The organism is Roseibium aggregatum (assembly GCF_017309185.1).
GTDB lineage: Bacteria > Pseudomonadota > Alphaproteobacteria > Rhizobiales > Stappiaceae > Roseibium > Roseibium aggregatum_B.
Window position 1 is genome coordinate 210,406 of sequence record NZ_JAEKJZ010000003.1, and the last position, 20,795, is coordinate 231,200.

Here is a 20,795-nt window from a genome sequence, read left to right on the forward strand (position 1 = left end):
CACAGAACGACTGCCCAAAACGGACCCGACGATGCCTGGCAACCTGACTTTCGATGCTTTGAAATCACTCGTCTCGAATGGCGAGATCGATACGGTGCTGACCTGTATCGTCGACATGCAGGGGCGGCTTATGGGCAAGCGGTTCCACGCCCGGCACTTCGTCGACAGCGCCTATCACGAAACCCATTGCTGCAATTACCTGCTGGCGACCGACCTTGAAATGTACACGGTCGAGGGCTTTGCGGCGACGAGCTGGTCCGGCGGCTACGGCGACTACGTGATGAAGCCGGATCTTTCGACCCTTCGCCTAGTGCCCTGGCTGGAAGGGACCGCCATGGTGATGTGCGACGTGCTCGACCATCATACCCACAAGGATGTGCCGCATTCGCCGCGCGCCATGCTGAAGTCGCAGGTCGCCCGCATGGCGGAGCTTGGTCTGACCCCGATCATGGCGACCGAGCTGGAATTCTTCCTGTTCGAGAAATCCTTCGACGACATGCGCAAGGGCGGGTTCCGGGACCTTGAGCCGATCTCCGGCTACAACGAGGACTATCACATCCTGCAGACGACCAAGGAAGAGGACGTCCTGCGCCCGGTGCGCAACGGCCTCTACGAGGCTGGCATCCCGGTGGAGAACACCAAGGGCGAGGCGGAGACGGGCCAGGAAGAGCTCAACATCAAATATGCTCCCGCGCTCGATACGGCGGAATATCACACCATTTCCAAGAATGCCGTGAAGGAGATCGCCTGGGCGAAGGGGCGCTCCGTGTCGTTCCTGGCCAAGTGGCGCAGCGACAAGGTCGGCTCTTCCGCGCATATCCATCAGTCGGTCTTCGACAAGGACGGCAACAACGTCTTCTGCGATCCGGACGGCGAGTACGGCATGTCGGACACGATGCGTCACTACATGGCCGGGCTGATCAAATACGCGCCCGACTACACCTATTTCCTGGCGCCCTACATCAACAGCTACAAGCGCTTCCAGAAAGGCACCTTTGCGCCGACCAAGACGGTCTGGTCCGTCGACAACCGCACCGCCGGTTTCCGCCTTTGCGGCGAAGGCACCAAGGCGCTCAGGGTCGAATGCCGCATTGGCGGGTCCGACCTCAATCCGTATCTTGCGCTCGCCGCGCAGATTGCCGCCGGTCTCAGGGGCATCGAGGAAAAACTGCCCCTCGACCCGCCGGCAAAGGGCGATGTCTACGAGGCCAGCGACGCGAAGGAAATCCCGCAGACGCTGCGCGAGGCGCGCGAGACCATGTTGAAGTCGTCGTTCTTGAGAGAGGTCTTTTCCGATGCGGTGATCGATCACTACGGCCGTGCGGCGGAATGGGAAGTTGAGGAATTCGACCGTGCCGTGACGGATTACGAAATCGCCCGCGGGTTTGAGCGGGCCTGAAGAACGACGGAAGAAGGCGGCTTCTTCTCCCGCACACTCATTCCAGGGAGGGGCAATGATCCGTCCCGAAGGATGGGGCGCATGCCGGGGAGTTTGCCGCCCGTCCTTCGAGACAGCCGGTGCGCGCTTCCTCAGGATGAGGGCGCGCGATGCGGCCGGAAAACGAAACAAACGAGCCAACCACTTTCGGAAAGCCGCGCAAAAAGACGCGGTTATGAGAGGTTCAAGAATGTCAGACGTGATCAAACTGATTTCCCCGGTCGACGGATCGGTCTATGCCGAGCGCCCGGCCCTCAACGAGGCGGCGGTCGAAAAACTCGTTTCGGCGGCCCGGACCGCGCAACCCGGTTGGGCGGCGCTCTCCGTGGCTGAACGCGTCGCCTATTGCGAAAAGGCGCTCGAGGCGCTGAAGGCCATGAACGACGAGGTGGTGCCGGAACTCGCCTGGCAGATGGGCCGTCCGGTCCGGTACGGCGGCGAACTCGGCGGCACGGTCGAGCGCACGGAATATTGCGCCAGGACCGCTGAAGCGGCCCTGGCCGATATCGAGCGTACCGACAAGCCGGGCTTCAAACGCTATCTGAAGCGCGTGCCGCTCGGCATCGTCATGGTGATCGCGCCCTGGAACTATCCCTTCATGACGGCCATCAACACGGTCATGCCGGCTCTGATGGCGGGCAACGTGGTGATCCTGAAGCACGCCGCGCAGACGCTGCTGGTCGGCGAGCGGCTGGCCAAGGCGTTCGAGATCGCCGGACTGCCCAAGGGCGTGTTCCAGAACATCGTGCTCACCCATTCGGGCACCGAAAAACTGCTCGGCTCGGGCGTCATCGATCACGTCAACTTCACCGGTTCCGTCGCCGGTGGACGCGCCATCGAAAAAGCGCTGTCCGGCACCTTCGCGACGCTGGGACTGGAGCTTGGCGGCAAGGATCCGGCCTATGTCCGCGCCGATGCGGATCTGGACTATGCGGTCGGCAACCTGGTGGACGGAGCCTTCTACAATTCCGGCCAGTGCTGCTGCGGCATCGAACGCGTCTATGTGCACGAAAGCCTGTTCGACAGGTTTGTCGAGGGCTTTGTCGATCTCACCAGTCAGTATGTGCTCGGCAACCCGCTGGACGAGTCCACTACGCTTGGCCCGATGGCGCAGGCCCGCTTCGCGGCCTGGGTGCGCGAACAGACCGGGGAGGCCCTGCGCAAGGGCGCCAAGGCGCATATCGACACGTCGAAGTTCGCGGCGGACAAGGACGGCACGCCCTATCTGGCGCCGCAGGTGCTGACCGACGTGAACCATCAGATGTCGGTGATGCGCGAGGAAAGCTTCGGTCCGGTGGTCGGTATCATGAAGGTCAAGGACGACGAGGAGGCGCTGCAGTTCATGAACGACAGTCCCTACGGCCTGACCGCCTCGATCTGGACGGAGGATGTCGCGGCTGCGTCCGCGATCGGCGACAGGATCGAGACCGGAACCGTCTTCATGAACCGTTGCGACTATCTGGATCCGGCCCTTGTGTGGACGGGCGTCAAGGAAACCGGCAAGGGGGCAGCCCTCTCCGAGATCGGTTTCCACAACCTGACCCGACCGAAGTCCTACCACTTCCGCGTGGAGCATTGAGGCAGGGCTTAACGAAATCGAGCAAGCCCGGATGTCCTCGGAACCAACCGAAGCCGAGCGTCCGAGCTTGCTCCCCTCTCCCCCCTTGAGGGGGAGATGTCTCCTTCAGGAGACAGAGGGGGGCAACCCCTCGGCAAAGACGGAACAGGAAATTGACGCTCCGCCGTCACCCCCCTCTGTCCGCTAAAGCGGACATCTCCCCCTCAAGGGGGGACAGGGGGGGACGCGGAGACGCTGATGAGAATGCCGGAGCCTGTTGAGCGGGCGAGGCTTTAGACAACCCGAGCGTTAAAACAACGAGACACCCATGAGTTCACTTCCCTCCGTAAACTGGTCCTATCCGACCTCCGTTCGTTTCGGTGCCGGCCGTATCAAGGAACTGCCCGAGGCGGTCAAGGCTGCGGGCATGTCGAGCCCGTTGCTGGTCACCGATCCGGGTCTTGCCGGCCTGCCCATGGTGGCCGATGCCATCGTTGCCCTGAAGGCGGCCGGGCTGAATGCCGCCGTCTTTTCCGATGTGAAGCCGAACCCGGTCGACAGCAACATCGTCGCCGGCGTCGAGGCCTTCAAGGCCGGCGGCCATGACGGCGTGATCGCTTTCGGCGGCGGCTCGGGCCTCGATGCGGGCAAGCTGATCGCCTTCATGTCCGGCCAGACCCGGCCGATCTGGGATTTCGAGGACATCGGCGACTGGTGGACCCGCGCCGACCCGGCGGGCATCGCGCCGATCGTCGCCGTGCCGACCACGGCGGGAACCGGTTCGGAAGTCGGCCGGGCCGGCGTCGTCACCAACGAGGCGACCCATACCAAGAAGGTGATCTTCCACCCGAAGATGCTGCCGGAAATCGTGATCTGCGATCCGGAACTGACCGTCGGCATGCCGCGTTTCATCACGGTCGGCACCGGCATGGACGCGCTGGCTCACTGCCTGGAAGCCTATTCGGCGCCCATGTATCACCCGATGTCGGAAGGCATCGCGCTGGAGGGCATGCGGCTGGTGTTCGAAAACCTGCCGAAGGTTGCCGACGACGGCTCCGATCTGGAAGCGCGCGGCCATCTGATGAGCGCCGCCGCCATGGGGGCGGTCGCCTTCCAGAAGGGCCTTGGCGCGATCCACTCGCTCTCCCATCCGGTCGGCGCGCTTTACGACACCCATCACGGCATGACCAACGCGGTGTTCATGCCCTATGTGCTGCAGTTCAACCGCCCGGCGATCGAGAAGAAGTTCGAGCGCCTTGCCGGTTTCCTCGGCATAGCGGGCGGGTATCAGGGCGTTCTTGAGACCATCCTGAAGCTGCGCGGGGATCTTGAGGTTCCGCACACCCTGGCGGGCCTCAATGTCGACACCGCCAAGCGCGATCTGATCGCCGAAATGGCCATCGTCGATCCGACGGCCGGCGGCAACCCGATTGAACTGACCAAGGATGGCGCCCTGGAGATCTTCGACAAGGCACAGTCGGGCGAGGTTTGACTGGAAAGCGTGCCGCGGCTCCGATCCGCCGCGGCACACCTCCTCATGTCTCGAGCCGGAATTTCAGGAACTTCTCGCCATTGTAGTCCGTCTCGGTGACGAAGGCGGCTCCCAGTTTCCGGAGAGCGCCGAGTTTCTTGCGCGACGGGGGCAGGAGAAACGTAACGTAGGGAATGCGTTCGTCCGCCCGCGCGAATTCGAGCGCCTTTTTCGCGATAGCCGAACCAAGGCCGAAGCAATCGGGCCTCAGCACGAGACCGAAATCCCAGTCGCCATCTTCCAACTGAAACCCGCCCCAGCCGACGTACCGGTCGTCCGCAAGGAATGCCCAGTGGCCAAGCCCGTCGCGGTGCCAGCATTTTTCCTTCGCCTCGATGAATTCGAGCGCGATGTCGCGGTCCCACCTGAAGGTTAGGAGCGGCATGTGCTCGGCGACGCGAGGGTCCGACATATGGGTGACAAGGATGTCCGGGGCGATTTCTGTCAAGCGGACGAATTTGATTTCGGGTCGTGTTCTGGATGTCATGCGGACCATGGCTGATGGCGGAGTGAACTGGATCCGCCATAGGCCCGCTAGCCGTCGTCAGGTCAAATGAACTGCGGCCACGCGCGCATCACTTTCCGGTGCGCTTCTTCCCGCAGGACTTCGAAACAGAACAGGACAAGATCTCAAACCCGTTCGAAACGGCTGGGGCCTTTCTCCATGAACAGTTCGACTTCCAGGCTTTTCGCCGCGCCGTCTTCGGTGCTGCCGAATGTCACGGTCGAGCGGGAGCCGAGAGGTGCGTTTTCGGTCGCGAAGTCGAAGACCATGACGGAACCGTCCCAGGCCTTCAACGGGAACAGCATGGGCTTCGGTCCGGCGACGAGGACGAGGCCGCCGTTATCCTCTTTGACCTCGACCGTGCCGAAGTAGGGATTGGCGTAAGAGCCCGTGCAGCGATCCGACGGTGGCGGGGGCACGGCTGCGGCGGGCGGCGTCTGGCCGACCGTGCGGCCGCGTTTTTCGTAAAAGCCTTCGAAGCGGCTGGAATAGCCCTGGTACCAGTCCCGCGTCTCGTGTCCAAGCTGTGCCAGATCGGTGAAGGACGCGGCGATCGATTCCGCCGCGCCGATCGGTGCCGCGTTGGTCAGAACGGCGATGCCGAGATCGAGCGAGGGAATGAGCGAGAAGCAGGTGCCCGCGCCCATGATGAAGGCGCCGGAATGGCTGAGCTTGACCCGGCCGGACGGCTCCGTGCCGACATTGAAGCCGAAGCCGTAAAAGCCGGGGCGGGAATCCGGTGTTCGCGGCTGATCGGAAAAGGCCTGCGGGCTGAGGGCAGGAAGAAGCGCAGCGGGTGCGATAACCTCCCGGCCTTCGTATGAGCCCATGGCGAGCACCATTTTCATCCAGATCGCCAGATCGTTCACCGTGGAACTGACACCGCCCGCCGGGGACTGGGCATCCGGATCGCGCTGGAAGAGCGGCTCGTAGTCGCCCTTGAGGTTACGGCTGTGCGGAATGGCGCGGTTGCCGGCTGCCAGATAGTCCTTGAACCGGGAACTGGTGTTCTTCATTCCAAGCGGCCGGTAGAGCGCTTCCTCCGAAAGCGTGGCCCAGTCCTGCCCGACTGTCTGTGCGACGGCTTCCGCAGCCGCGGTCAGGCCGAAATTGGTATAGGCGTAGGAGGTGCGAAAGGCCGTGAGCGGCAGAAGGCGCATCCGTTCCAGAACCGTCTGCCTGCCGAAACCGAGGTCTTCCAGATCGTCTCCGGCATGGGGCGGCAGGCCGGAGCGGTGGCTGTAGAGGTCGCCGATCGTCAGCATTTCGCTTCTGTCCGGATCGGACAGGGTAAACCAGGGAAGCAGGTCGCGCATGCGGCTTTGCCAGGAAACCACGCCCTGGCCGACCTGGCTTGCGACGACGGTGGATCCGACGGACTTGGAAAGGGAGGCAAGCTGGAACACCGTGTCGGGCGTGATGGCTTCGTCCATGCCGGCACGGCGTGTGCCGAAGCCCTTGGCGAAGACCGTCTTTCCCTTGTGAACAACGGCGACGGCGATCCCCGGCACGCCGCTTTCGCGCATCACCCGTTCGACGATGCCGTCAAGCTTCTTCACGGATTCGTCGATTTGCCCCGGAGGCACGTCCACACCGGGCGTTTGCGATGGCGAAAGCGTCTGGGCGAGGCCGTTGAATGGGATCAGGGCAAGCGTTGAAACGGTTGTTCCGAGGAAAAGGCGACGGGAAAATGGTGCGTGCGGCATGATGAAAATATCCGGATGAAGGTCTTGAATATGGCAACACAATCGGTTGCTGCCGTTATCCGTAAAGTGGAAATCCGTTTTTCGGGTTAATGGAAGACCGGATTTCCCATTCCCGCGAGGTGGCGCGCCGGAGCCCGGCGCACCAATATGCTCCGACGCCTCAACCGCCGGAGGCCTGTCGAGGTTCGATCAGCTTGAGCACCGCCACCAGGACAATCCCGTAGAGCACGTGGCCCACCAGCGCGACCCAGGCAATGCCGGTGAAATTCAGGAAGAAAGGCAGGCCGGCCACGGAGGTGATGCCGCCGATGGCGAAAAGCCAGAGGCCGAAACCGTAGATCGCCGAGGGCAGAAACCAATGCGTGCCGCCGACGATCCGCTGCCAGAGCGGCGCGAAGATGAACATCCAGCCGATGGGGTAGCCGATCAGGCCGACCACGTAGAAATGAACGAAATAACCGGCGAAGTCGTTGGCCGGCAGGCCGAGGCTTCCAAGCAGGCTGCGGGCCAGGCCGTGGGGAGACAGGTTGGCGAAGCCCAGGGCCGGGCTGAGGATCTGCCCCCAGAAATCGAAAGCAATGGTGGCGAAGAAGCCCGAGATGAACATCAGCCCAAGGGTGTTGACGCTGAGCGACGGCAAGGCGAAGGCGGGCCGGGTTTCTGAAACGGATGTCGTCATGAGGAACTCTCTTTCCTGAAAATGAATTTCGTTACGGCCGTTACTTGGGAACTGCACCGATCACATGGAAATAAATTCAGAGCCCGGTTTTGCTGACGCGTTTGTGAAGGTCGGTTTACTTGTCTCCGGTGGCGCCTTTTCGTCCTTACCCTAACCTCGGCCGACGAAAGGCATTTTCGTTGCCATGACGGTCATGGTCAGGACATTGGCGTCGAGCGGCAGTCCGGCCATGTAGACGACGGCTTGCGCGACATGGGCCGGGTCTATCGTCGGTTCGCTGGCGATTTCGCCGTTGGCCTGCGGAACGCCGCCGCTCATCTTCGCGGTCATGTCGCTTGCCGCATTGCCGATGTCGATCTGGCCGCAGGCGATGTCGAAGGGGCGCCCGTCCAGCGCGGAGGATTTTGTCAGGCCGGTAATGGCGTGTTTCGTTGCCGTGTAGGGGGCGGAATTCGGCCGGGGCGTCGTCGCGGAAATGGATCCGTTGTTGACGATGCGGCCACCCCGGGGCGTTTGCGACTTCATCAGCCGGAAGGCCTGCTGGGTGCACAGAAACGCTCCGGTCAGGTTCGCGGCGACCACATTGCTCCATTCCTCGTAGCCGATCTCTTCGAGTGGCACCGGGGAATTGGAAATGCCGGCGTTGTTGACCAGAAGATCGAGACGCCCGAAGCTGGCCTCGAGTTCGTCGAACAGCGCGCGGACCTGTTTGGGGTCGCCGATGTCGGTGGCAATCCAGCCGACCTCGTTGCCGGTTTCACCGGAGAGTTCGGAGGCGGCTTGTTCCAGGACATCCTTGCGCCGGCCGGCGATGACGACGCGCCATCCTTCGGCGCTCAAGCCCCGGGAGATGGCCTTGCCAACCCCCGTGCCGCCGCCTGTCACAAGGGCGACCCGGCCCTTGACGTCAAATCCGTTGTTGGTCATGGATGCGCGCCTTCCAGTTCGTCCTCGAGATGAATGCGGATGATGTCGTCGAAACTTGTTTCGGCCGTGAAGCCGAGCTCTTCGGCCCGGCGGGCATCAAAATCGGTGGGCCAGCCGGCGACAATTGTCTGAATGTCCGGATCCGGTTCGCGCCTTATGAGACGGACCGCTCTCTCCCCGGCGACCCGGCGCAACGCCTCGATTTCCTCTCCGACGAGCGCGGAAAGGCCCGGCATGGTGAGATTGCGGCGGGAACCTACAAGGCTGGTGTCGATGCGGGCGGCATGGACGAAGAAGCCGACAGCAGCGCGTGGGCTGGCAAACCAGTGACGCACGTTTTCGTCGACCGGCAGGACGGCTTCCAGGCCGGCGAGCGGTTCGCGCAGAATGTTGGAAAAGAAACCGGACGCCGCCTTGTTGGGTTTGCCGGGCCGGATGCAGATTGTCGGCAGCCGGATACCGATGCCGTCGAAGATGCCTCTGCGGCTGTAGTCGGCAAGAAGAAGCTCCGTCATCGCCTTTTGCGTGCCGTAGCTGGTCAGCGGCGCGGCAAGGAACTCGTCGCCGATCCTGTCGGGAAACGGCCGGCCGAAAACGGCAATCGACGACGCAAAGATAACGCGTGGACAATAGGGCTCGCGAAGGGACTGCCGGCGGATCGCTTCAAACAGCATCCTGCTGCCGTCCAGATTGACGGCGTAGCCCTTGTCGAAATCCGCTTCCGCTTCTCCCGAAACGACGGCCGCAAGATGCAGGATCAGGTCTGGTCGGCCGCCGATCAGCTTTTCGGCCTCTCCCGGCCTGGAAAGGTCCGTGGTCTGCGCGGTGGCAATGTCCTCGAGCCCGGCCGGAATCTCCGGTTCAACGGCGTCGGCAAGTGTCAGCGTGGTTGTCTCGCGACCGAACGCGGTCCGGTCCGCCGCCAGCTTTCCGGTCAGTTTCCGGCCCACCATCCCGGCGGCACCAATTACGAGCATATGCATTCGCGGTCATCCCTCCCGTGAAGACGCTCTTTCTACGCTCCATCTCCATGCACCGCCACCATGTCGATCTTCGCTTCTGGAACCGCGATGGTGCGGAAGCTTTCCCTCACGCCGTCGTCCGTGAGTTCCCTCTGCACGGCGATCAACGTGTTTTCTGGGTGTGCCTCGCAAAGCTCTGCCATGAAGCGGAGTTCGTCCTCCGCGACGCCGCGGGCGGCCTCGACCGAAGGAGCACCGTAGTAGTCGACGAAATGCCGGGCAAGCCGGTCCACCAGCGCGTCGAATTCGGCTTCGGCGAGCGGCGTGACGGCGACGAAGGTGACCCGGCCGAAGGTTTCCAGACCGAACCAGCCGTTCGAAAAGGCCTGGCGGGCCTTGCCGGTGAGGTCGGCTTCCGTCCAGTCGGAAAATTCGAAGCCGCCGGACAGGCACCATTCGCCGGTGCGGGCGGGAGAGAAGAAGACGTTGCGGTCGCTGTCGTCCAGGTGAATGGCGCGGGCGAGTTTCATGGGGTCATCTTTCCAAAAGGCTCGTGAGCGGGATCAGCTCGGTGTCCTCGCCGCTCCGCAGCAGCATACCGAAATTTTCGTCGACACCGACAAAGGTTCCGGACCGTTGTCCGATTTCGACCGTCTCGCCAAGCCTGTTCGCCAGTCCGCGCCAGTCGGCGTGAACCGGACGCGGTCCCTCGTCGAGCCAGCGGTTGATCCAGTAGAGGCTATGGCGCACCCAGGCCTCGACCAACTGCTCCGCGGTGATGTCGACGCAGCCTTCTTCGGAAAGATAGGTCGTGTCGGGATCCTTGCCCGGGTCTTTTTGTGGGGCACTCATGTTGAGATCCATGGCCAGAACCAGCCAGTCGGGCACGGCGGACGGATCGGCGGTCGAGGCCCGGACGCGCATTCGGCCGCAGATCGCACCGTTGACGCGGATCGTGCCGTCCCACTCCAGATGGACCGCCACCTCGGGCGGCGCCAGGGCACCCAGGGCGGCCTGGAAGCCGAGGCCGCACACGGGCAGTATCGTCATGGCTTCGTCCAGCGGAACTTCCGGCGCAAAGATCAGACTGGCGCGCAGGACGTCGCCCTTCAGATTGTAGACGACCGTTCCCGGGTCCGTTCCGGCAATGGCGAGCGCCGTTGCCCGCTCGAACGGATCGGCGGCGCCGGTTAGCGCCTCGCCCTGAAACAGAGGGGGAAACCTGATCTCGCTCACGCGTTGCCTCCTTCAACCAGAGACCTTGCCAGATCCCGAAAAACGCGCGCTTCCGGTGCTTCGGGAGTGGCCGTGGCGATGGGGTTGCCACCATCGCCGGCAAGCCGGATGTTGAGGTGGAGAGGGATCTCGGAAAGCAGGGGCACGCCCAGTTTTTGCGCTTCCTCGGCGACGCCGCCATGGCCGAAGACGTGTTCCTCGTGCCCGCACTTCGAACAGATATGGGTCGACATGTTCTCGACCATGCCGATGATCGGCACCTGCATCTGGTTGAACATGTCGATGCCTTTGCGCGCGTCGATGAGGGCGACGTCCTGGGGGGTCGAGACGATGATCGCGCCATCGACGAGAAACTTCTGGCTGAGCGTCATCTGGACGTCGCCGGTCCCGGGCGGCAGATCCACGATCAGGACATCGAGTGCGCCCCACTGCACCTGGGTCATCATCTGCTGCAAGGCCCCCATGAGCATCGGACCGCGCCAGACGACGGCTTCGTCGCCTTTCGTCATGAGCCCGATGGACATCACCGTCACGCCGTGATTGCGCAAGGGCAGGATCATCTGTCCGTCCGGAGACGTCGGGCGTCCCGAGATGCCGAGCATTGTCGGCTGCGAGGGGCCGTAGACATCCGCGTCCAGCAAACCGACCCGTCGCCCTTCGGCTGCGAGCGCGCAGGCAAGGTTGGCGGCAACCGTCGACTTGCCGACACCGCCTTTTCCGGAGGCGATCGCGATCACACGGTCGATGCCCGGAACCTTCTGCGGTCCGGACGTGCCCGGCGGAGCCGGGCGGGCCCTGATCGGTTGCGGCTCTTTCGATGCTGCCGGCGGTGCTTCCTGTGACGGCTGTCCGGCGGAATGCGCCGTCATCACGATCTGAACGCTGCCGCAGCCCTCCAGAGCGTTGAGTTTTTCCTCCGCCTCCCGTTTCAGGGACTCCATATCCGCCATGCGGGTGGCGTCGATTTCCAGAACAAAGCGGACGGAGGCTCCAGCCACCTGCAGCGCGCGCATCATGCCGGAGGCGACCAGGTCTTCGCCGGTCTTCGGATCGACGACCGTCTTCAGCGTGTTCAGTGCAGTCTCGCGCGTTAACGGCACGTCGTCGTCACCCCTCGATCTCGCCGATCACCACATGTTCCATGCCGAGTTCCTCGATCGTCACGACCGCCTTGACCTTGAAGGTCTTGCCTTCCGACGGTCCCGCGTCCCGCACGGCCTTTTCGATGGCCTGCTGGGAGGTGACACCGACCTGTTTCAGGAACTTGCGCATCGACATGTTGAAATCGTCGCTCATATTAGCATCCTCTTGCTTGTTCTTGTGGATTGACGGCACCCCGACGGGGGACCTACCCTTGCGTTACAAGCCAGCAACGTGAGGGAGGAGCGCGTGTGCGGCCGAAAACGAGTTTTTTGTCTGTTCATTCTGGTTCTGATCGTCTGGTGCGAAGGGCCGGGACTGGCCGAAACGCGGTCCTTCCGGCTGAGTGCGCCGGACGTGCTGGTCGAGACCGGCTTCCTGAAACATCTGCTGCCGCGCTTTTCGCTGAAGCACGGTGTCAGGGTCGAGATCGTCGCCGAAGGTGCGCAGTCCGATGTTTTGCTGACGACCGAGCCGCAGGGCACGCCAGTCTTCCGGCGAGAGGCGGAAATATGGTATTTGCGCCAGGCTGGACCGGAGAACGAACATGTGACCGGCTTTGAGGACTGGCTGACGGACGACGTCGGCCGGAACACCATCGAGGCTTTCAAGCCGGACGGCCGGCAGCTCTTCACGGCGGCGCTGAAACGCGCCGACGCGGCAGACGCCGTGCTTTTGTCCGGCAATGTTGTCGAAGGCGAGGAACTGGCGGTTCTCCATTGCGGCCGTTGCCACATGGTCAACGAGGCGACCCGGATGACCAACATCGGTTCGACGCCTTCCTTTGCCGTGATGCGGGCCTTTTCCGACTGGCAGATCCGGTTCGAGGCGTTTTTCGCGCTCAATCCACATCCGTCCTTCACGGTCATTGAAGGGGTCACGGAACCGTTCGACATCACCCGTCCGTCTCCGATGGTGCCGGTGACAATGTCGCTTGAGGACCTGGAGGCGATATTGGCATTCGTCTCGCGGATCGAGCCCGCGGATCTCGGCGCGCCCATCCAGTACCAATGATCTGAAGACCTTGCCGTCAATGGTCGCGCCGTTTGCTGATATAGTCCTCGGTGGTGCGCACGCGCGGACGCTCCCCCATCGCGAAGGGGTTGTCCTGCGAATGATAAAGCGCATTGACCCGGCAGTCATCGCACATCTGGATAAGCTTCGCCCGATCGTCCGCGAACATTGCGTGTTTGCCGGCCAGCTTTTCGGTCAGCCGTTCGACGGTTGAGCGCACGCCGAAGGCCTTGCCGCACTCGATACAGTGGAAGGGGTCTTCTTCCTTCAGCACGGTCGGTACGAGGGCCTCGTCGCCCAGGTTCAGGCGTGCCTCCAGGGTGAGGGCGCTTTCCGGGCAGATCGTGGAACAGATGCCGCATTGCAGGCAGGCGTCTTCCTGGAATCTGAGTTCCGGCCGGTCCGGATTTTCCTTCAACGCGCCGGAAGGGCACAGGGAGACACAGGACAGGCACAGGGTGCAACGTTCCGGGTCGAGCTCAACCCTGCCGTAGGGCGCAGTGCCGGGAAGCGGTACGACCGGATTTTCACCATGCAGCGCCTTGGCGGCCAGCCGGGTGACCTGCCGGCGGGACCCGAGCGGCAGGATCGGCGTGACGGCGGGCGTCTGCGGCCATTCCCGGTAGAGCGCCGCCTCCAGTTGATCCGGATCGTCCGGTTCGGTCGAAAAGACCCGTGTTCCGCCTGCGATGGCGTTGGCGAGGTCAATCTGAAAGGGGAGACCTTCGCGCTCCGTTTCCGGGGAAAGCAGAAGGGTGACGGTTCCGAACCCGCAGGCAAGGGCTGCGAGGGCTTCCGCATGACCGAAGCCGGAAAGGACGCTTACTTCCAGCGGCAGGACATCCGCGGGCAGGCCCTTGCCGTAGCGGGCGCTCAGGCGGATCATCTCGGCGGCGTGACCGGGGCCGTGGACCAGAAGATGCGGAGTGTCCGCGCTGAGCTTGCGCCAGGTGGTGGCGAGGGTCTGGATGCGCTTGAAGGTGTGGTCGACCGGCGGAGCGTCATAGGAAATCGCACCTGACGGGCAGGCGGCGGCGCAGCTGCCGCAGCCGGCGCAGATCATGGTGTCCACCTGAACATGGTCGCCGTCAGGAGCGATCGCCCCGGTCGGGCACAGATCGAGACAACGCGTGCATCCGGTCTTGCGCGCTCTGGAATGAGCGCAGAGCCCTTCGTCCAGTTTCAGGTAGATCGGCTTTTCGAAGGTCCCGGTAAGCTGGGAAGCTTCCAGAAGCGCCCTGGTCACCGCCTGCGGGCTGCCCGGATCGGCACGCAGATAGCCTTCGCGTTTTTCAGGAGCGGGAAAGAGCGGCCGGTTCCGGCTCAGATCGAGGAGAATATCGCATTCCGTGCGTCCTCCGGGGCGGGGCGCTGTAAAGGAAAGGTCTCCGCGACCGCCGGGAATGCGTTCCTGGAGCCGGTCGAAAGTGAGCTTGAACTGGCCCAGTGAACCGGAAGCCGACTTCAACTTGCCGCGCACCATGTCGAAACGGCGGTCGTCGGCCGGTGGAATTTCTGCATCGGGATCGAGCAGGACGGTTACGCTGAGAAGGCCGCAAAGGTGTTCGGCCGCCGAGAGCGCGGCTTCCGTCTCGCCAAAGACGAGGCATGTGCCCTCGGAGGTGACGTCGACCACCTTGGTTGCGGTGGCGGGCAGGGCGGCCTCGGCGATCAGGGCAGCCATCTTCGGGGTTGGCGGCCGGGCGTCGCCGGTCCAGCCGGCCCGGTCGCGAATGTCGACAAAACCGGGAGGCGATGCCTGAAGCCCGGCGGCGAGATCTTCAAAAAAGCCGCTTTCTTGCCGGCAGGCTATAGCCAAATCGTTCGAACGCAGGGCGTCTTCGACGATGTCGGCCTCCCGGCGGCAAAGTTCCGTGTAGACCCTTGAGCACGGAATACCGGTTGCGTCTTCAATCTGCGCCGCGTCGATCGCCTGCGTGTGAAGGCAATCGCAAAGCAGCAGCTTTGGCTCTCTCATTACTTGCGCGTCCTCTCCCCCGGACCGGCTCCGCCTGATTCTTCTACCGGCATGAAGGTCGGTCCGGCCTCCATAACAAGGGCGGCAGGCACGCCTCGTCAAGTTGAACTTCGAATAGGGCTTGAAAAATATCCGCGTTGGTACAGCATTTAGGAAAACGTATTAAACCGGGATCTGACCCGGTAGGGAGAGGACGCTCGCCATTGAATACGGAACGCATACGATCGATGCCGGTCGGCATCGTCGTCAGGAGACTTCCCGGTGTAACGCGCTGGCAGAAATGGACCTGGCGCCCGGTTTCGCTTTTGCCGGGAGCCGGTCCCGCCGACTGGAGCGTTCTCAGGCAAGAGGGCGAGGCGGTCGAATACCATGCCGTCACGTTGCCGCTCGAGTTGCACCGGGCGGACACGGAAGCCTACCTTACAACTCTTTCCGACAAGGTTCCGTCGATCTATGTCGTCATGCGGCCCCTGGAGGAAATCGAACAGGACGTGCCGCTCGAGGTCAGCCTGATCACGGCATCGGCCTTCGAAGGCCAGGACTATGCCGACACCGGTGACGTCCTGGTGGAGAAGATCCCGATGCCGCCCGGGTTGATCGCCTGGATTCGCGATTTTGTCGCCATGCATCACGAGGAGGAGATCTTCGTCAAACGCAAAAGGGATCGGGCGCGGATCGATCTTGAGGAAGATGGCATCGGCGACCCGAGAATCCGGCAGTTGAGCGATGTGTACCGCGCTCCCGGCCGCAAACCCAAGGACAGCCTGCAATGACGAGGGCGCTGCAATGAGCGGGGCAGACGGTTCGGGATCCGATTTCTGGTCCCGTCGCAGGGCGTCCGTGAAAGCGGCTGAAGAGGCGGAGCGGGCGCAAGAGGCTGCCGAGGCGCGGGCCGAAGACCTGGCCAGGCTGGAAGAGAAAAGCGACCAGGAGATTTTGGAGGAACTCGGATTGCCGGACCCGGACGGTCTGACGGAGAAGGACGACTTCACATCCTTTTTGTCCGCTGCCGTACCGGAGCGTCTGCGGCGGCGGGCGCTGCGCCGGCTCTGGACGGTCAATCCGGTTCTGGCCAATCTCGACGGGCTTGTCGACTATGCGGAAGACTATACGGACGCGGCGACGGTTGTCTCCGGCATGCAGACGGTCTATCAGGTCGGCAAGGGCATGTTCGACCGGTTCGCGGCGCTTGCTGAGGATGAGAAAGGATCAGAAACGCCGGATGCGCCTGAAAGCGGCGAACCGGCGAACGAGAGTAGCGTTCCGGCGCAATGCGAAGAAAATACTGCGCTGCACAACGGTTTTTCTCGGGATGGAAAAACATCTTTTCAGTTGACGAAAGATGTTCCGGTCGTTCATTCTGACGCGGAACGGCCGGACTCGCTTGACTTGCAAGAAGAAAACAATGAAGGCAATGAATACGAACCTCAGTTTACGAGGCGCCGCCTGCGTTTCGACTACTCCTGATATAAAAGTGGAGATTTGCAGTCAAGTAAAAACTGTACGGTGCACGAGGGAGGTGCATTGCGGATGACCGCGGTGGTCAAGGAATATGTGATCGATCCGGAAGACCAGGCCCGGGCAGAGCTTTATGATTTTCTCGGCCTTCTGCTGGCAAGGCCGGCGGATGACGACCTGCTGCGTCAGGTTGCCGGACTTCAGGGGAACGACACGCCGCTCGGCGACGCGCTGGGCGTTCTTGCCCGTATCGCCGCCGTCACGAGTCCGGAAGCGGCCGAGCGCGAATTCAATGCCCTGTTTATCGGTCTGGGCCGGGGCGAGCTTCTGCCCTATGCCAGCCACTATCTCACCGGTTTTCTGAATGAGAAGCCTCTGGCCAACCTGCGCAGCGACATGGCGCGGCGGGGTATCAAAAGGGCCGAAGGCAAGCATGAGCCGGAAGACAATATCGCCTCGCTGATGGAAATGATGGCCGGCATGATCACCGGCCGCTTCGGCGCCGTGACCTCCGTTGCCGGGCAGAAGGAATTCTTCACCGCCCACATCGAGCCTTGGGCGATCCACTTTTTCACCGATCTGGAAGCGACGGGCAGCTCCGTGTTCTACGGAGCCGTCGGGGCGCTGGGCCGCCGGTTCATGGAGATAGAAGCGGAAGCTTTCGGCATGTTGGCCAACTAAGCTTTCGCGGTCAGGGCGGCGGCTACCGGCCGCCATTAAAAGAGGAGTGGTTTGACAATGAAACGACCCGAAGAGGCGGTGTCCGGTGACGGGACCGGCCGCCGGGACTTCCTGAAGCTCGCTGCATTGTCGGCGCCCGTGGCGGCAGCCACAGTGGCCGCCGGCGGGACCGCGGAGGCGGCGGAAGCCGATCTGACGTCCGACCGGATGCAGGATACCGCGCACACCCGCGCCTACTACGACAGCGCCCGGTTCTAACCGGACCTTGTGAACACCCCGGCCGATGGTTGCGTGACGCCCGAAGGCCGGTTCACCGAAAACCCAGCCGTATCGATTCCGATACCAGCAAGGTAAGGCACAATGCTTAGGAAAAAGACCAATGGGGTTGCGCGACGCCCCCAGGGTGCAAGTATCCTTAGAGACGCTGCACATAAATCGGTAGATCGCCGGACGTTCCTGAAAGGATCCGGTGTTGCCGCCGGCGGCCTGGCCGCCATTACCGCCACGGGCGGTTCCGTCACCAGGGCGGAAGCTCAAACCTCCGATAATGCCGTTCAACTTGTGAAGTCGGTCTGCACCCACTGTTCCGTGGGCTGCACCGTGATCGCCGAAGTTTCCAACGGGGTCTGGGTCGGGCAGGAGCCGGGCTGGGACAGCCCGTTCAACCTCGGTTCCCACTGCGCCAAGGGTGCCGCGGTCCGCGAGCACGCACATGGCGAACGCCGCCTGAAGTATCCCATGAAAAAGGAAGGCGGCGAGTGGAAGCGGATCAGCTGGGACGAGGCCATCAACGAGATCGGCGACAAGATGCTGGAGATCCGCGCGGAAAGCGGACCGGATAGCGTCTACTGGCTCGGCTCGGCCAAGCACAACAACGAGCAGGCCTACCTGTTCCGCAAGTTCGCGGCCTACTGGGGCACCAACAATGTCGACCACCAGGCCCGTATCTGTCACTCCACGACGGTTGCCGGCGTAGCCAACACATGGGGCTACGGCGCCATGACCAACAGCTACAACGACATCCACAAATCCAAGGCGATCTTCATCATCGGCGGCAATCCGGCGGAAGCGCATCCGGTTTCCCTGCTGCATGTGCTGCGCGCCAAGGAACAGAACAACGCACCGCTGATCGTCTGCGATCCGAGGTTCACGCGCACGGCGGCCCACGCCGACGAGTATGTCCGCTTCCGCCCGGGAACGGACGTGGCCCTGATCTGGGGCATCCTCTGGCACATTTTCGAAAATGGCTGGGAAGACAAGGAGTTCATCCGCACCCGCGTTTGGGGCATGGACCAGATTCGCGAGGAAGTCGCGAAATGGTCTCCGGACGAGGTCGAACGGGTGACCGGTACACCGGAAAGCCAGCTGAAACGCGTGGCGCGCACGCTGGCCAACAACCGGCCGGGCACCGTGATCTGGTGCATGGGCGGCACCCAGCACACCAACGGCAACAACAACACCCGCGCCTATTGCATCCTGCAGCTGGCCCTCGGCAACATGGGCACCAGCGGCGGTGGCACGAATATCTTCCGCGGCCACGACAACGTGCAGGGCGCCACGGACCTTGGCGTGCTCAGCCACACCCTGCCTGGCTACTACGGCCTGAGCGCGGGCGCCTGGGGGCACTGGGCCAGGGTCTGGGATGAGGATCCCGACTGGCTCAAATCCCAGTTCGCCACCGTGACCGGCGCCGACGGCAAGGAAAAGAACCTGATGAACCTGACCGGCATCCCGGTCAGCCGCTGGATCGACGGGGTTCTGGAGGATCCGGCCAATACGGATCAGCCGAACAAGGTTCGGGCAATGGTGCTGTGGGGGCATGCGCCCAACTCGCAGACCCGGATGACCGAAATGAAAACGGCCATGGAGCAACTGGATACGCTCGTCGTGATCGACCCATATCCGACGGTTTCCGCCGTACTTCACGATCGCACCGACGGGGTCTACCTGCTGCCGGCCTGCACGCAGTTCGAAACGCGAGGCTCGGTCACCGCCTCGAACCGCTCGCTGCAGTGGCGCGACAAGGTCGTGGAGCCGCTGTTCGAGAGTTTGCCCGATCATGTGATCATGGCGAAGTTCGCGAACAAGTTCGGCTGGGCGGACCGTCTCTTCCGCAATATCGAGATGGAAGACGACGAGACACCGAACATCGAGGACATCACCCGCGAGTTCAACCGGGGTCTCTGGACCATCGGTTATACCGGTCAGTCGCCGGAGCGGATCAAGGCGCATATGGCCAACCAGCACACGTTCGACCGGACGACGCTGCAGGCTGTAGGCGGCCCGAACGACGGCGAATACTACGGCATGCCGTGGCCCTGCTGGGGCACGCCGGAAATGAAGCATCCGGGTACGCCCAACCTCTACGACATGTCCAAGCCTGTCGCCGAAGGCGGCCTGTGCTTCCGGGCGCGTTTCGGGGTTGAACGCGACGGCGACAACCTGCTCGCCGACGGTGTCTCGAATCCGGGCGCGGAAATTCAGGACGGCTATCCGGAATTCACCATGCAGATGCTGATGGATCTCGGCTGGGACGGTGACCTGACGGACGAGGAACGGTCCGCCATCGAGGCGGTCGCCGGTCCGAAGACCAACTGGAAGACCGACCTTTCGGGCGGGATTCAGCGGGTCGCCATCAAGCACGGCTGCGCTCCTTTCGGCAACGCAAAGGCACGGGCCGTGGTGTGGACCTTCCCGGATCCGGTGCCGCTGCACCGCGAGCCGCTCTACACCAACCGGCGCGATCTGGTGGCGGATTATCCGACCTACGAGGACCGGAAGTTCTACCGTCTGCCGACCCTTTACGCCTCGATCCAGAAACAGGACTTCTCGAAGGACTATCCGATCATCCTGACCTCGGGACGGCTGGTCGAATACGAGGGCGGCGGCGACGAGACCCGCTCCAACCCCTGGCTTGCCGAACTTCAGCAGGACATGTTCGTCGAGATAAATCCCCGGGATGCCAACAATCTCGGAGTTCGCGACGGCGCACAGGTCTGGGTCGAAGGCCCGGAAGGCGGCAAGGTCAGGGTCATGGCCATGGTGACCGAGCGGGTCGGCGAGGGCGTTGCCTTCATGCCGTTCCATTTCGGCGGTCACTATCAGGGCGAGGATCTGAGATCGAAATATCCCAAGGGCGCGGACCCTTACGTGCTCGGCGAAAGTACGAACACGGCTCAGACCTACGGCTACGACTCAGTGACACAGATGCAGGAGACCAAAGCCACTCTCTGCAAGATCTCGGCTGCGTAAGGAGGATCAACAATGGCTAGATCAAAATTCCTTTGCGATGCCGAGCGTTGCATCGAGTGCAATGCCTGCGTTACGGCTTGCAAGAACGAGCATGAGATCCCCTGGGGGATCAACCGTCGCCGGGTGGTGACCATCAACGACGGCAAGCCGGGCGAACGCTCGATTTCCGTCGCCTGCATGCATTGTTCGGACGCGCCGTGCATGGCGGTGTGCCCGGTCGACTGCTTCTACCAGTCAGAAGAAGGCGTGGTTCTCCATTCCAAGGACCTGTGCATCGGTTGCGGCTACTGCTTCTATGCCTGTCCGTTCGGCGCGCCGCAGTTCCCGCAGGCGGGCAACTTCGGATCGCGGGGCAAGATGGACAAATGCACCTTCTGCGCAGGCGGTCCGGAGGAGAACAACTCGACTGCGGAGTTCTCGAAATACGGCCGCAACCGTATTGCCGAGGGCAAGCTGCCGCTCTGTGCCGAAATGTGCTCCACCAAGGCTCTGCTCGCCGGTGACGGAGACGTCGTGTCCGCGATCTACCGCGAACGCGTTGTCGCCCGCGGCTTCGGTTCCGGCGCCTGGGGTTGGGGAACCGCCTACGGCCAGAAAGGCGGTTAGGCGCCTGTACTATCGACTGCGAGGCGGCGCAGCCGTGCCGCCTCGTACAACCGGCGCGGCGCAGTCAACAAAAGAGATCGCGCGGTCCCATCGACAACACGCTGTGCGGGCGGGCGGCATCTTT

Annotated in this window: 20 protein-coding genes; 10 read left to right on the forward strand and 10 right to left on the reverse strand. The window is 62.8% G+C overall.

Annotated features, from left to right (window positions below):
- Positions 1-31 precede the first annotated feature (31 nt).
- The 3 genes from JF539_RS16150 (at position 32) to JF539_RS16160 (ending at position 4,488) form a co-directional block, all read left to right on the forward strand.
- On the forward strand, positions 32-1,399 hold the full coding sequence (locus JF539_RS16150) for a glutamine synthetase family protein (protein WP_207141733.1): 1,368 nt from the start codon (positions 32-34) through the stop codon (positions 1,397-1,399).
- 229 nt (positions 1,400-1,628) lie between these two features.
- Complete coding sequence (locus JF539_RS16155) at positions 1,629-3,017, forward strand: aldehyde dehydrogenase family protein (RefSeq protein ID WP_207141734.1); 1,389 nt, start codon at positions 1,629-1,631, stop codon at positions 3,015-3,017.
- 307 nt (positions 3,018-3,324) lie between these two features.
- A complete protein-coding gene (locus JF539_RS16160) occupies positions 3,325-4,488 on the forward strand; it encodes an iron-containing alcohol dehydrogenase (protein ID WP_207141735.1) in 1,164 nt (387 codons plus the stop codon).
- Positions 4,489-4,531: 43 nt separating this feature from the next.
- Here the strand turns inward: JF539_RS16160 and JF539_RS16165 are convergent, their stop codons facing one another.
- From JF539_RS16165 to JF539_RS16205, 9 genes are all read right to left on the reverse strand, one after another.
- Positions 4,532-4,975, reverse strand: a complete 444-nt coding sequence (locus tag JF539_RS16165) for a GNAT family N-acetyltransferase (RefSeq protein WP_209017354.1) — start codon at positions 4,973-4,975, stop codon at positions 4,532-4,534.
- A 182-nt stretch (positions 4,976-5,157) separates the two neighbouring features.
- On the reverse strand, positions 5,158-6,738 hold the full coding sequence (locus JF539_RS16170) for a serine hydrolase (protein ID WP_207141737.1): 1,581 nt from the start codon (positions 6,736-6,738) through the stop codon (positions 5,158-5,160).
- A 160-nt stretch (positions 6,739-6,898) separates the two neighbouring features.
- Positions 6,899-7,417, reverse strand: a complete 519-nt coding sequence (locus JF539_RS16175; protein WP_207141738.1) for a hypothetical protein — start codon at positions 7,415-7,417, stop codon at positions 6,899-6,901.
- Positions 7,418-7,567: 150 nt separating this feature from the next.
- Positions 7,568-8,344, reverse strand: a complete 777-nt coding sequence (locus JF539_RS16180; RefSeq protein WP_207141739.1) for an SDR family oxidoreductase — start codon at positions 8,342-8,344, stop codon at positions 7,568-7,570.
- Positions 8,341-9,327 carry a D-erythronate dehydrogenase gene (gene denD, locus JF539_RS16185; protein ID WP_207141740.1) on the reverse strand — a complete coding sequence of 329 codons (987 nt, stop codon included), beginning with the start codon at positions 9,325-9,327 and terminating at the stop codon, positions 8,341-8,343. The genes JF539_RS16180 and denD overlap by 4 nt, the downstream gene beginning before the upstream one ends.
- Before the next feature lie 32 nt (positions 9,328-9,359).
- Positions 9,360-9,836, reverse strand: coding sequence for a DUF6505 family protein (locus JF539_RS16190; protein WP_207141741.1), 477 nt, complete (start codon positions 9,834-9,836; stop codon positions 9,360-9,362).
- A gap of 4 nt (positions 9,837-9,840) precedes the next feature.
- Positions 9,841-10,542 (reverse strand): biotin/lipoate--protein ligase family protein, encoded by a 702-nt coding sequence (locus JF539_RS16195; RefSeq protein WP_207141742.1) that lies wholly within the window; start codon positions 10,540-10,542, stop codon positions 9,841-9,843.
- The gene (locus JF539_RS16200) at positions 10,539-11,642 is read right to left on the reverse strand and encodes an Mrp/NBP35 family ATP-binding protein (protein WP_207141743.1); all 1,104 of its coding nucleotides are present in this window, start codon (positions 11,640-11,642) and stop codon (positions 10,539-10,541) included. The genes JF539_RS16195 and JF539_RS16200 overlap by 4 nt, the downstream gene beginning before the upstream one ends.
- 7 nt (positions 11,643-11,649) lie before the next feature.
- A complete protein-coding gene (locus JF539_RS16205; RefSeq protein ID WP_207141744.1) occupies positions 11,650-11,838 on the reverse strand; it encodes a DUF6494 family protein in 189 nt (62 codons plus the stop codon).
- A 93-nt stretch (positions 11,839-11,931) separates the two neighbouring features.
- On the opposite strand from JF539_RS16205, the gene JF539_RS16210 reads away from it, so the two are divergent.
- On the forward strand, positions 11,932-12,696 hold the full coding sequence (locus JF539_RS16210; RefSeq protein ID WP_209017355.1) for a hypothetical protein: 765 nt from the start codon (positions 11,932-11,934) through the stop codon (positions 12,694-12,696).
- Positions 12,697-12,712: 16 nt separating this feature from the next.
- Here JF539_RS16210 and JF539_RS16215 read toward each other — a convergent pair whose 3' ends face one another.
- Positions 12,713-14,674 (reverse strand): 4Fe-4S binding protein, encoded by a 1,962-nt coding sequence (locus JF539_RS16215; RefSeq protein ID WP_207141745.1) that lies wholly within the window; start codon positions 14,672-14,674, stop codon positions 12,713-12,715.
- A gap of 203 nt (positions 14,675-14,877) precedes the next feature.
- Between JF539_RS16215 and JF539_RS16220 the strand changes: the two genes are divergently transcribed.
- From JF539_RS16220 to fdh3B, 6 genes are all read left to right on the forward strand, one after another.
- Positions 14,878-15,447, forward strand: a complete 570-nt coding sequence (locus tag JF539_RS16220) for a DUF3305 domain-containing protein (RefSeq protein ID WP_209017356.1) — start codon at positions 14,878-14,880, stop codon at positions 15,445-15,447.
- A gap of 13 nt (positions 15,448-15,460) precedes the next feature.
- Positions 15,461-16,141 (forward strand): DUF3306 domain-containing protein, encoded by a 681-nt coding sequence (locus tag JF539_RS16225; protein WP_207141746.1) that lies wholly within the window; start codon positions 15,461-15,463, stop codon positions 16,139-16,141.
- 63 nt (positions 16,142-16,204) lie between these two features.
- Entirely contained in the window at positions 16,205-16,813 is a 609-nt protein-coding gene (locus tag JF539_RS16230) for a TorD/DmsD family molecular chaperone (RefSeq protein ID WP_207141747.1), read from the forward strand.
- A 57-nt stretch (positions 16,814-16,870) separates the two neighbouring features.
- Positions 16,871-17,071 (forward strand): twin-arginine translocation pathway signal protein, encoded by a 201-nt coding sequence (locus tag JF539_RS16235; RefSeq protein WP_207141748.1) that lies wholly within the window; start codon positions 16,871-16,873, stop codon positions 17,069-17,071.
- 102 nt (positions 17,072-17,173) lie between these two features.
- A complete protein-coding gene (locus JF539_RS16240; RefSeq protein WP_207141749.1) occupies positions 17,174-20,065 on the forward strand; it encodes a formate dehydrogenase subunit alpha in 2,892 nt (963 codons plus the stop codon).
- A gap of 12 nt (positions 20,066-20,077) precedes the next feature.
- On the forward strand, positions 20,078-20,671 hold the full coding sequence (fdh3B, locus tag JF539_RS16245) for a formate dehydrogenase FDH3 subunit beta (RefSeq protein ID WP_207141750.1): 594 nt from the start codon (positions 20,078-20,080) through the stop codon (positions 20,669-20,671).
- Positions 20,672-20,795 lie beyond the last annotated feature (124 nt).